A 12,938-nucleotide genomic window follows, 5' to 3' on the forward strand; every position below is an offset into this window, starting at 1 on the left:
GCAAACCCGCCTAGTGTAAACCGGCTGGATACGTTAAATTGGAAAAATTTACTATTTTCAGGAACTCCGCTGCATGAAATTGCCTTCATTGAAATTCTGCTGGCCGCTGCTGTTGGCTTTGACGTTGCCGTCCCAGGCGCAGGATACGCGGCATGTGCCGCATGGGTCGTACACGCAGCTGGCGATTCCGGCGCCGGCTTGTTTGACGATGAACCAGCCTTGGGAAGGGCAGTGGAATCCATGCTCGGCGGCCGATCATCAGGATTGGCTACAAGACCTGCGTCACTGGCGCGATGAGCGCCGCATCCGCGTTGGCTACGATGGCAGCCGCTATGCGCGGCCTTCGGCGGCGTGGACGCAATCAAGTTTCATGCAGGCACAGATGATGGTCGAGGACCGCTATTTCTACGACCCAGCCACCCGCCAGTACACGGTGGACCGCTATCTGGACGATCTGGTCCAGCGCTTCGGCGGCATCGATGCGGTGCTGGTGTGGCCGACTTATCCGAATATTGGTCTCGACGACCGCAACACCATCGACATGGTGCGCTCGCTGCCAGGCGGCATTCCGGCGGTGACGCAGATGGTTGCCGACTTCCACCGCCGCGGCGTGCGCGTGATGTTCCCGATGATGCTGTGGGACCAGGGCACGCGCGCGTTGGCGAAATCCTGGCCGGACGAGCTGGCCGCGTTGATGAAGGAAATCGGCGCGGACGGCATTAACGGCGATACGCAGGACGGCGTGCCGCTGGCCTTTACGCTGGCCGCCGATAAGGCAGCCCACCCGCTGGTATTCCAGCCGGAAGGTCTGCCATCCGACGAGGCGCTGGCCTGGAATCTGATGACCTGGGGCCAGTACACCTTCCCGTTCGCGCCGACGGTGGACCGCTACAAGTGGCTGGAAACGCGCCACATGGTCAATATCTCGGACCGCTGGAACCGCAGCAAAACCGATGACCTGCAATTCGCCTTCTTCAACGGCGTCGGCTGGGAAAGCTGGGAAAACATCTGGGGCATCTGGAACGGCATCACGCCGCGCGACGGAGAAGCCACTCGCCGTGTCGCCACGCTGGAGCGCAGCTATGCGCGCTTCCTGGTCAGCCCCGACTGGGAACCGCATTATCCGGCGCGCCAGTACGGCGTGTTCACCAGCCGCTGGCCGCTGGCCGACGCCACGCTGTGGACCATCATCAATCGCAACGAATACGATAGCGCAGGCGTGCAGCTGCGCGTGCCGTACCACGCCGGCGCGCGCTATTTCGACGCCTATCATGGCGTGGAACTGGCTACCTCGCGTGACGGCGACGGCGTGCTGCTGTCGTTCCCGATTGAAGCGCGCGGCTTTGGCGCCGTGCTGATGACCAACGGCGCGCCGGATGCCGCCACCGTGGCCAGCCTGGACAAGATGAAGGCGATGACCGCGCGTCCGCTGCGCGACTGGTCCGCCGAGTGGGCCGCCTTGCCGCAGACGCAAACCCCGGTTGCATCCACCAAACCGGTCAGCAGCGCGCCGGCCGGCATGGTCGAGATCCCAGCCGGCTCGTTCGACTTCAGCGTGCGCGGGCTGGCGATTGAAGGCGGCAACAGCGTCGGCGTGGATGTGCAGTATTCATGGGAAGACGGCGCGCGCCGCTTCCACCAGCGCAGCATGCAGATGCCGCGTTTCTTCATCGACCGCTACCCGGTCAGCAACGCCCAGTTCAAGGCCTTTATCGACGCTACCCGTTACCACCCGGCCGACGACGCCAATTTCCTCAAGCATTGGCAGAACGGCAGCTATCCCGCCGGCTGGGGCAACAAGCCGGTCACCTGGGTCGGCCTGGAGGACGCCCGCGCCTATGCAGCCTGGGCCGGCAAGCGCCTGCCGCACGAGTGGGAATGGCAATACGCCGCCAGCGGCAGCGATGGCCGCGTCTACCCGTGGGGCAACGACTGGCGCGCCGACGCGGTGCCGCAGCCGGCCACCGGCCGCGCCGTGGCCACGCCGGCCGACGTGGATTCCCATCCGCAAGGCGCCAGCCCGTTCGGCGTGCAGGATCTGGTCGGCAACGTCTGGCAGTGGACCGACGAGTACAGCGACGCCCACACCCGCTTTGCCATCCTGCGCGGCGGCAGTTCCTACCAGCCGCAAGGGTCAATCTGGTACTTCCCGCAGGCCTACCGCAACGACCAGCACGGCAAGCTGTTGGTGATGGCGCCGGGCCGTGACCGCGCCGCCACGCTGGGCTTCCGCTGCGTGACCGACGCCGAGTAGCGCAATGTTGACGCGCGTTAAAAGCATTGCTTTTGGTAAGCCTTTATACTGTCGTTTCTTCGACTACCACAGCTGCTTTGCAGGATGTTAAATGAGCACGTTTGATGTATTGACCGGCCTGGCGGACCGCGCCGCCTTCCGCGAGGGCTTGCGTTCCGCCCTCCAGCGCTCCTTGCGCGCCAACGCCCAGGTGGCGCTGGTGCTGATCGACCTGGATGGCTTTCAGACGATTAACGACCTGCACGGTCAGGACAACGGCGACCTGCTGTTGCGCGAAATCGGCCGCCGCTTGCAGCACCTGGCGCGCGCCGGCGAGCTGGTGGCACGACTGGGTGGGGACGAATTCGCCATTGTCTGCGAGCAGGTGACGGCGCCGGCCGCGTTGGCGGCGTTGGCCGAACGCATCCAGTTGGCGGTGCAGGCGCCGTTCGTCATCGGTAGCGACAGCGCCGTGGTCACCGCCAGCATCGGCTTGGCGACGGCCAACGATGCCGCCGACGAAGACGGCGACCTGCTGTTGCGCTTTGCCGCAGCGGCAGTGCAGGCTGCGCGCGCGGTGGGCGGCAACGGCTGGCAATTCTTCGACCCGCAAATGCATCAACGCGCCTTGCAGCGCATGGACCTGGCGCACGGCCTGCAACTGGCGCTGGAGCGCGACGAACTGGCGCCGCGCTTCCAGCCGATTGTCGACGCCGGCAGCGGCCGCATCGTTGGCGCCGAGCTGCTGCTGCGCTGGTTCCCGCAGCAGGGCGAAGTGTCGCCGGTCGAATTCATTCCGATTGCCGAGGCCAGTGGCGCCATCATCGCCATCGGCGCCTGGGTGTTCCGCCAGGCATGCGTGGCCGAGCGCGACTGGTACCGGCGCTGGGGTGCGGCGGCGCCGTATGTGTCGGTCAACGTGTCGGTGCGGCAGCTGGACGATCCGGCGCTGGCGGACGTGTTTGCCGCCATCCTGGCCGAGACCGGCGCCGATCCGCGCCGCCTGCTGGTGGAAATCACCGAAAGCATGCTGATGGTCGACATCGACGCCAAGCTGCGCGTGCTGGGCCGCTTCGCCGACATGGGCCTGCGGCTGGCGATGGACGATTTCGGCACCGGCTACTCGTCGCTGGCGCAGCTGGCGCGCCTGCCGGTGGATGTGCTGAAGATCGACCGTTCCTTCATCAAGGATATTGCCGAGAGCGGCGAGAGCCGGGCGGTGGTGGAGGCGGTGGTCGGCCTCGGCCGCGCGCTCGGTCTCAAGCTGGTGGCCGAAGGCGTGGAGACGGCGGCCCAGCAGCTGGAACTGTGCGGCTACGGCTGCGATCTGATCCAGGGCTATTATTTCTACCGGCCGATGCCGGCTGCCGAGCTGGTGGCGGCGGTCGAGCGGCAAGCGCTCAACGTCGAGCCGGCCAAGGATACCGGCTTGTATTTCCTGCTATACGTCAGCGAGGCGGTGACGCCGCTGTCGCCGGATCAGCTGGAGCGGCTGCTGCAACGCACCCGTGACAATAACGCCCGCGCCGGCCTGACCGGCTGCCTGTTGTATGAGAACGAACACTTCATGCAGATGCTGGAGGGCGAACACGGCAAGGTCATGGAAACGTTTGAACGCATCCGCAGCAATGGGCTGCACCGCAATGTGCGGGTAGTCATCCATCAGCGCGCCAAGCGGCGCGTGTTCACCCACTGGAGCATGCTGCTGCCGGACGATATGTCCGCGCGCCGCCACGGTCCGGACTTTCGTCAGCGCCAAGGGCCGGCTATGCGCTTTGACACCATCGCCAGCGACGCCCGCGTCTGTTACGCCTTCATCACCGCCTATGTGCCGGATGTAAAACACTAACAGCGTAAGCCTGATCTTACGTGAGCGCAGCACGCGCCCCGATGCCACCGGCAGCCACAACGCCTGATAATGCCTTGATGAGCATACTGAAGGCGGTACCAATGGAAATGAGGCCAGCAATCGTGGTGCACGGCGGTGCCGGGGCCGGGGCGGAACATAGTGATGGGTGTGAGCTGGCCGTCGATGCGGCCGCACGTGCACTGGCGCAAGGCGATACGGCGCTGGAAGCGGCGATTGCCGCCGTGCTGGTGCTGGAAGATGACGAGCGCTTCAATGCCGGCACCGGCGCGGCGCTGGGGCTGGACGGCGAGACCATCGAGATGGACGCCGCGCTGATGGATACGCAGGGCACGCTGGCTGCCGTGGCCGCGCTGCGTTCCGTCAAAAATCCCATCCTGGTGGCGCGCGACGTGGCGCGCACGCCGCATTACCTGCTGGTCGGCGAAGGCGCGCAGCGTTTCGCCCGGCTGATGGGGCATGCGCCGTATGACGTGATCGCCGACACCGCCCGCCGCAAGCACAAGGAATTGCTGGCAAAAATGGCGGCCGGCGAACAGCCGATGGCCGGCGTCGATAACGCCGAGTTTGCCCGTTTCTGGAATTACGACAGCGTGCCCACGGTCGCCGGCAGCCAGGGCTGCGACACGGTCGGCGCGGTGGTGCGCGACGCCCATGGCCACTTCGCCGTGGCCGGCTCGACCGGTGGCTCGGCGCCGTCGCTGCTGGGCCGGGTGGGCGATACGCCGCTGGTCGGCTGCGGTTTTTACGCCGGGCCGGCGGGTGCTGTTGCTGCCACCGGCATTGGCGAATACATCATCCGCACCATGCTGGCAATGCGAGTGTATCAATGGATAGATGATGGCATGGACCTGCACGAGGCGCTGCGCAAGGGCATCGGGCTGGTGCTGCCCGATGCCAAAACAGGCCTGATCGCCGTCAGCCGGACCCAGTCCGGCTGGCATGCCAACGCCAGCACGCCGACCGCCGAACGCTAGCCATGCTTCACGGGCAATTGCCGATTACGTAGTAACCGGCGCTGGTCTGAGCCAGCGTGGTGGTGATGAACACGTTATACAGTCCCATGTTCTGGTTGGAGCCTATGGCCAGCGCATAGCCGAGGCTGTAGATCGCGCGGCCCGCCGTGACATGCGCGTAGTTGCTGGCGGTGGTGGTGGTGCACGCGTAGCCGGACTGCGTGGTGGTCGCCGTGACGCTGGTGGACGCTGCGCCAGCGGCTCCGGCCGCCGTCAGCGCCCTGACGGTGTAGCTGTAGGTCGCGCCGGACGCCAAGCCGCTGTCGGTATAAGTGGTGGTGCTGACCGGCGCGCTGTTGACCTTGGCGCCGCCACGGTAGACATCGTAGGCCGCGGCGCCTGCCGTGCCGTTCCATGCCAGCGTGACGGACGTGGTGGTCACGCCGGTGACTTGCAGGCCGGTTGGCGCGGGCAGGGCATCGCCGCCACCGCCGCCGCCATCGCCGCCACTGGTACCGGCCGCCACGCGGTCAACCATGGCCTTGATGGCGGCCATCTGCCGGCCGCTTTTCTTCGCATAATTGACGTCGTCATAACCCCACCAGTCCCAGCAGCCGTTGGGATTGCCGCTGCTGCTGGGAGCGGTCTGCGGATACAGCAGCACGATGTTATTGGTGTCGGCCCAGCGGTTGTAGCCGGTGTTGCGGTAATACTTGTCCTGGATTTTGGTCGGGTCTTGCTGACAGCCGTGTAGTACCACGTGCACCTTGCACTGCTGGCCGGCGCCGCAACTGGCCGGCACGTAAGCCCAGCCGCTGGTCGCCATGCCGTGGCTGGCCGGGCTGGCGATGAACTCGGCCTGATTGAATTCGATAAAACTGCCGCCGAGCGTGCCGGTGTTGCGGGCATTCAGCGGACCGTAGATCCATTTCAGGATTTCGCCGGCCAGGTCGAAGTTACAGTTGTTGATGTAGGGACTGGCCTTGACGCTGCAGCCGCTGCCGAAATCGTCGGTCACCATCGCATGTTCGGACGCCAGGTTGTTTTTGTAGAAGATGTTGGCGCTGCTGATGTAGTGCTGATAGTAGGTGTTGGCCTCGTTCATCACCAGTTGCTTGACGGTGCTGTCGATGCTGCCCGAGTACAGGTAGACGCGCGAGGCGGCGAGGTTGCTGGTGGCGTCGATGCTACCCTGGCTGGCCCAACTGTCGGTGGTGCTGATCAGCGTACTGGTGGCGGGCTTGCTGGCGCTGGTGGCGGCCATGCAGGGGCCGGTCGCGGTCACCACGGAACCTTGTGCGCAGTCGAACGGACCGCCAGCGACGATGCCGGCGCCGGCGCGGAAAGTGGCGGAATACGCGACATGCAATTGCACCGCCATGAAGCCGCCGGACGATAGGCCGGAGACCGAACTCAGCGCTGGATCGATGTTGTAAGAGGGCAGCGATACCGGGGTGGCGGAGGCGGCGAACGCGGCCCAGGTCAGCGTGCAAAGAAGGATCTGTCGGATACGGAACTGCCGGACGAAAGTAGCCATATTGAAGTCTCCTGTTATCTGTTTTGAGCGCGCCGGTGAGCGCGGGAAAGTGATGGTAATGCCAAACTTATGGCGTGGCGCGGGGCTGGTATTTCTACTGTCTCGCCCACGCAAATGGCTGAGCCGCCGAGGCACGGTGCGTCTGCGTACAGTGCTTGAGACTGCCGTTCGGCTATGCTTTGACTATCACCTTTTAATGGACTGCCCATGTCTTCCGACTTCGACGGCTACGTCCGCGTGCGCGGCGCGCGCGAACACAATCTGAAAAATGTGGATGTCGACATCCCACGCAATGCGCTGGTTGTGTTCACTGGCGTGTCCGGCTCGGGCAAGTCGTCGCTGGCGTTCGGCACGCTGTATGCGGAGGCGCAGCGGCGTTATCTGGAATCGGTATCGCCGTATGCGCGGCGGCTGTTTCACCAGATGCCGGTGCCGGAAGTCGACGCCATCGACGGCCTGCCGCCAGCGGTGGCCTTGCAGCAGCAACGCGGCACGCCGACCACGCGCTCGTCGGTGGGCAGCGTCAGCACCTTGTCGAATTCGCTGCGCATGCTGTACTCGCGCGCCGGCGATTATCCGGCCGGGCAGGAGCTGCTGTATGCGGAGTCGTTTTCGCCGAATACGCCGCAGGGCGCCTGCCCGCAATGCCATGGCCTGGGCCGCGTCTACGAGGCCACCGAGAAATCGATGGTACCGGACGATAGCCTGACCATCCGCGAACGCGCCGTCGCCGCCTGGCCGACCGCCTGGCATGGCCAGAACCTGCGCGATATCCTGGTCACGCTGGGCTACGATGTCGATACGCCGTGGCGCGAGTTGCCGAAGAAAGTACGCGACTGGATTTTGTTCACCGACGAGCAGCCGACGGTGCCGGTGTACGCCGGCCTGACGCCGGCTGAGACCAAGCGCGCGCTCAAGCGCAAGGAAACGCCGAGCTATCAGGGCACCTTCACCGGCGCGCGCAAGTATGTGTTGCAGACTTTTGCCGGCACCGAGAGCGCGCTGATGAAGAAGCGCGTTGCGCAGTATCTGGTCAGCATGGCGTGCCCGACTTGCGAGGGCAAGCGGCTGCGCCAGGAAGCGCTATCGGTCACGTTTGCCGGGCATGACATCACGGAAATCAGCCGCCTGTCGTTGCGCCAGTTGGCGCAGTTGTTGCAGCCGTATGCGGCCGGCAAGCCGCCGGCGCGCAAGGGGAAACAGTCGCCGGAAAAGGTAGTGGTGACGCAGCGCATTTCCGCCGACTTGCTGGCGCGGCTGGAAGTGATGCTGGACCTGGGTCTCGGCTATCTCAATCTGGAGCGCGGCACGCCGACCTTGTCGCCGGGCGAATTGCAGCGGCTGCGGCTGGCCACGCAGGTGCGCTCCAGCCTGTTCGGCGTGGTGTATGTGCTGGACGAGCCGTCGGCCGGCCTGCATCCGGCCGATACCGAAGCACTGCTGCGCGCGCTGGACCGGTTGAAGGCAGCCGGCAATTCGCTGTTCGTGGTCGAGCATGCGCTGGATGTGATCCGTCATGCCGACTGGATTATCGATGTCGGCCCGAAGGCGGGGCAGCATGGCGGCAAGGTGCTATACAGCGGCAAGCCCGACGGGCTGAAAGCGATAAAGGAGTCGCGTACCGCGCATTATCTGTTCGGCGCGGCGGAGCGGACCACTCGCGAGCCGCGCCAGCCGAATGGCTGGCTACAACTGCGCGGTGTGGTTCGCAACAACCTGCGTGGGCTGGATGCGGATTTTCCGCTGGGCGTGCTGGCCACCGTCAGCGGCGTGTCCGGCTCCGGCAAGTCCAGTTTGGTCAGCCAGGCGCTGATCCAGCTGGTGCAGGCGCAACTGGGCCAGCCGGTGGCCGCCGAGCCGGTCGAATCGAGTGAGGAACTGCTGGATTCGGCCGAGCCAGGCGAGCTGCAAGGCCATATCGCCGGCGGCATGGAGCAGCTGCGGCGGCTGGTGCAGGTCGACCAGAAACCGATCGGCCGCACGCCGCGCTCCAACCTGGCGACCTATACCGGCCTGTTCGACCACGTGCGCAAGCTGTTCGCCGGCACGCGCGCGGCCAAGGCCAAGCATTACGATGCCGGACGATTCTCGTTCAACGTCGCCAAGGGCCGTTGCCCGCATTGTTCCGGCGAAGGCTTCGTCATGGTCGAGTTGCTGTTCCTGCCCAGCGTGTACGCGCCGTGCCCGGAATGCGAGGGTGCGCGCTACAACCCGCAAACGCTGGCGGTGCGCTATCGCGATCACAACATCGCCGAGGTGCTGGCGCTGACGGTGGACGCGGCCTGGGAATTCTTCGAGGAGGTGCCGCCGCTGCGCCACGCTCTGGACGTGCTGCGCGCCGTCGGCCTCGGCTATCTGCGGCTGGGGCAGCCGGCTACCGAGCTGTCCGGCGGCGAGGCGCAGCGCATCAAGCTGGCGACCGAGCTGCAACGCACCAGTCGGGGCGACACCTTGTACGTGCTGGACGAACCGACCACCGGCCTGCATCCATCCGACATCGACCTGTTGCTGGCGCAACTGCACAAGCTGGTGGATGCCGGCAATAGCGTGATCGTGGTCGAGCACAATATGCAGGTGCTGGCGGACAGCGACTGGCTGATCGACGTCGGTCCCGGCGCCGGCGAGGAGGGTGGCAACATCGTCGCCAGCGGTCCGCCGGCCGAGGTGGCGCGTCACAAGAGCAGCCGAACCGCGCCTTATCTGCGCAGCGTCATGCCGTGAAGGTCGTCTCGGTACGCTGGCGTACAGCTTGCCCGCCAGCCGTATCGCACACTATCTTTTTTGGGAGGATAGCGGATGAAACACGGCGAACAGGGGCACGCGGCAGGCGGTTGGGGATCGGTCAAGGAAGTCAGCAACGCATTGCTGCACGAGCATGTGCTGATCGAGGGCAGCAAATTGCTGCTGCACCAGAACAAAACGGACGGCTTTGCCTGCGTCAGCTGTGCCTGGGCCAAGCCGGCCAATCCGCATCCGTTTGAGTTTTGCGAGAGCGGCGCCAAGGCCACCGCCTGGGAAGTCACCAGCAAGCGCTGCGAACCGGATTTCTTCGCCACCCATACAGTCACCGAATTGCTGGACTGGAGCGATTGCGCGCTGGAGTCGGTCGGCCGCCTGACCACGCCGCTGCGATGGGATGCCGCCAGCGACCGCTATCTGCCGGTCGACTGGGAGACGGCGTTTGCAGAGATCGGCCGCGAGCTGCGCGCGGTGCCCGCGGAAAAACGCAAGGGCGTGGTGTTTTACGCTTCCGGCCGGGCGTCGCTGGAAACCTCGTACATGTACCAGCTGCTGGCGCGCATGTACGGTAATAACAACCTGCCGGACAGCTCGAATATGTGCCACGAAAGCACCTCGGTGGCGCTGCCCAAGACTATCGGCGTGCCGATCGGCACTGTGTCGCTGGACGATTTCGAGCAGACTGACTGCATTTTCTTCTTCGGCCAGAACGTCGGCACCAACAGTCCGCGCATGCTGCACCAGTTGCAGGAGGCGCGCCGGCGCGGCGTGCCGATCATCACTTTCAATCCGCTGAAAGAGGCGGGGCTGCTGAATTTTTCCAATCCGCAGTCGCCGCGTGAGATGTTGACGCCGGCCGAAACCACCATCAGCACTCAGTACCTGCAAGTGCGTGCCGGCGGCGATATTGGCGCGTTACTTGGCCTGTGCAAGGCGCTGATCGAGGCGGACGACGCGGCGCAAGCGGCCGGTGCGGCGCGCGTGCTGGATGTGGATTTCCTGGCTGAGCATACCGCCGGACTGGACGCGTTTGTGGCGGAGGTGCGGGCCACCAGCTGGCAACACATCGAAGCCGAGTCCGGGCTGGCGCAGGCCCACCTGGTGGCGGCGGCCGCCACCTATGCGGCCGCCGACAAGGTGATCGGCATCTACGGCATGGGCCTGACCCAGCACCCGCACGGCGTGCTGAATGTGCAGATGGTGTCCAATTTCCTGCTGCTGCGCGGGAATATTGGCAAGCCGGGCGCCGGCATATGCCCGGTGCGCGGGCATTCGAATGTGCAGGGCCAGCGCACGGTCGGCATCACGGAAAAGCCGGAACTGGCGCCGCTCGACAAGCTGAAGGAGCTCTATCATTTCGAACCGCCGCGCGAAAAAGGTTTGAATACAGTGGAAGCCTGCGAGGGTGTGCTGGACGGATCGGTCAGTGCCTTTATCGGCCTTGGCGGAAACTTCCTGCGCGCGATCCCCGATACGGTGCGCATGGAGGCGGCCTGGTCGCGGCTGCGGCTGACGGTGCAGGTGTCGACCAAGCTGAATCGCAGCCATCTGGTGCATGGCGAGATCGCGTATATTCTGCCATGCTTGGGGCGGATCGAGATTGACCGACAGGCCGGCGGCGAGCAGGCGGTGGCGGTGGAGGACAGCACCGGTTGCATGCACGGTTCCAAAGGCCGCGTCGAGCCGGCCGGGGAGTTGCTACGTTCGGAGGCGGCAATTGTCGCCGGGCTGGCGCGCGCTACGCTGGATGCCAATCCGGCGGTGCCATGGCAGGAATGGGTGGACGACTACAGCCGCGTGCGCGATGCCATTGCGCGGACCTTCCCGGATATCTTCCATGACTTCAATGAGCGCATGTGGACGCCGGGTGGCTTCCGCCGTCCGGTGCCGGCCGCGCATCGGCAGTGGAAGACGCCGAACGGCAAGGCCAATTTCATCGTGCCAAAGACGATGGACGCCGATCCTGATCAGGCCGCGCCGCATGCCGATGTGCTGCGCCTGTTCACGGTGCGCAGCGACAGCCAGTTCAACACCACGGTCTACAACGAGGACGATCGCTTCCGGGGCATCAAGGGCGGCCGCAAAGTGCTGCTGATGAACGCCGGCGATCTGGCTCGGCTGGGGCTGGCGGAAGATCAGCTGGTGCAGGCGCATGCGGTGACGTCGGACGGCATCGCCCGCAGCGTCGATGGCTTGCGGCTGGTGGCCTACGACGTGCCGGCCGGCTGCGTGGCCGGCTACTACCCGGAGTGCAATCCGTTGATGGCGCTGTCGCACCACGCGCTGGAGAGCAAGGTGCCGGCCGCCAAGTCGATCGCGATCCGGCTGACGGTCGCCTAGCGCCTAGTCGCTTTGCCAGCCTCCGCCCAGGGCCTGGTATAGGGCGACGGTGTCGGTATAGCGGCTGGCCTTGGCCTGGATCAGGGCGATGCTGGCCTGCTGCCAGGCCTGGCCGGCTTGCAGCACCGGCGGGTAGCCGGTCAGGCCGAGTTGCCATTGGCGCTGGGCGATGCTCCAGCTTTTGTGCGCGGCCTGTTCGGCGGTGGCGGCGGCGCGCAGCGATTGGGCGTCGGCGTCGATGGCGTGCAGGGTGTCGGCCACGTTCTGGAAGGCGGTCAGCACGGTGCTGCGGTACTGGGCGGCGGCCTGGTCGTAGCTGGCTTCGGCGGCGCGTTGCTGGTGCAGCAGGGTGCCGCCGTGGAATAACGGTTGTGCCAGGTCGGCGCCGATGCTCCAGAAGCCGCCGCCGGATTTGAACAGGGTGCCGGCGCTCAGGGCGGAGCTGCCCAGCGTGCCGGTCAGGGCGATGTTGGGCAGGCGTGCAGCGGCGGCGATGCCGATCTGGGCGGAGGCGGCGTGCAGTTGCGCTTCGGCGGCGCGGATGTCGGGGCGCTGTTCGACCAGTTGCGCTGGCAGGCTGAGCGGCAGTTCGGTCGCCAGCGTTAATTTGCTGAAGTCGAGGTGTTCGGCGATGCCTTCGCTCGGGTAGCGGCCGGCCAGGGCGGATAGCAGGTTGTGTTGCTGGGCCAGTTGCTTTTGCAATGGCGGCAGGGTGGCTTCGACTTGCGCCAGCGCGGCTTCCTGGGCGGCGACGTCGGCGGCGCCGAGTTGGCCGGCTTGTTGCTGTTTGCGGACGGCGTCCAGCTGTTGGCGCGCCATGGTGGCTTGCTGTTGCATGGCGTCCAGTTGTGCGCGCAGGGCGGCTTCGACTATGGCGGCGTTGACGATGCTGGTGGTCAGCGTCAGGCGGGCGGCGTCGCGCTGGTAGCGGGCCAGGTCGGTTTGGGCGTCGGCGGCTTCTACCTGGCGGCGGGTGGCGCCGAACACGTCGGGCGTGTAGCCGATGCTGAGTTGTGCGGTGTGCAGCGTGTACAGGTTGGCGCCGGAGGCGGTTGGGCTGGACAGGGTGTCGGCCACGCGCTGGCGGCTTGGTTGCAGGTGCAGGTCGGCGGTTGGCAGGAAGGCGCCGCGTTGGGCGGCGGCGGTTTCGCTGGCGGCGCGCAGGGCGGCGTCGGCGGCTTGCAGGTCGGGACTGGCTTGCAGCGCGGCGGCGACCAGTTGGTTCAGGTCGTCGGAGCCGAAGACGGTCCACCATTGGGCGGAAAC

Annotated in this window: 7 protein-coding genes; 5 read left to right on the forward strand and 2 right to left on the reverse strand. The window is 65.6% G+C overall.

The window, feature by feature from the left end; translation table 11 throughout:
- The first annotated feature begins 73 nt into the window (after positions 1–73).
- The 3 genes from GTP69_RS16240 to GTP69_RS16250 all read left to right on the forward strand — a co-directional run bounded on the left by GTP69_RS16240 (position 74) and on the right by GTP69_RS16250 (position 5,077).
- Entirely contained in the window at positions 74–2,254 is a 2,181-nt protein-coding gene (locus tag GTP69_RS16240; RefSeq protein WP_161055833.1) for a formylglycine-generating enzyme family protein, read from the forward strand.
- A gap of 91 nt (positions 2,255–2,345) precedes the next feature.
- Positions 2,346–4,082, forward strand: coding sequence for an EAL domain-containing protein (locus tag GTP69_RS16245; protein WP_161055834.1), 1,737 nt, complete (start codon positions 2,346–2,348; stop codon positions 4,080–4,082).
- A 107-nt stretch (positions 4,083–4,189) separates the two neighbouring features.
- Entirely contained in the window at positions 4,190–5,077 is an 888-nt protein-coding gene (locus GTP69_RS16250; protein WP_229260979.1) for an isoaspartyl peptidase/L-asparaginase, read from the forward strand.
- Positions 5,078–5,084: 7 nt separating this feature from the next.
- Here GTP69_RS16250 and GTP69_RS16255 read toward each other — a convergent pair whose 3' ends face one another.
- Positions 5,085–6,593, reverse strand: coding sequence for an extracellular catalytic domain type 2 short-chain-length polyhydroxyalkanoate depolymerase (locus GTP69_RS16255; RefSeq protein ID WP_161055835.1), 1,509 nt, complete (start codon positions 6,591–6,593; stop codon positions 5,085–5,087).
- A 207-nt stretch (positions 6,594–6,800) separates the two neighbouring features.
- Between GTP69_RS16255 and GTP69_RS16260 the strand changes: the two genes are divergently transcribed.
- Entirely contained in the window at positions 6,801–9,314 is a 2,514-nt protein-coding gene (locus GTP69_RS16260) for an excinuclease ABC subunit UvrA (protein WP_161055836.1), read from the forward strand.
- A gap of 75 nt (positions 9,315–9,389) precedes the next feature.
- A complete protein-coding gene (locus tag GTP69_RS16265; RefSeq protein ID WP_161055837.1) occupies positions 9,390–11,672 on the forward strand; it encodes an FdhF/YdeP family oxidoreductase in 2,283 nt (760 codons plus the stop codon).
- 3 nt (positions 11,673–11,675) lie between these two features.
- On the opposite strand, the gene GTP69_RS16270 is transcribed toward GTP69_RS16265, so the two are convergent.
- Positions 11,676–12,938, reverse strand: a 1,263-nt coding sequence (locus GTP69_RS16270) for an efflux transporter outer membrane subunit (protein WP_161055838.1), incomplete at its 5' end; no start/stop codon positions are given.

The sequence above is a fragment of the Duganella levis genome (assembly GCF_009857605.1).
Taxonomy (GTDB): Bacteria; Pseudomonadota; Gammaproteobacteria; order Burkholderiales; family Burkholderiaceae_D; genus Rugamonas; species Rugamonas levis.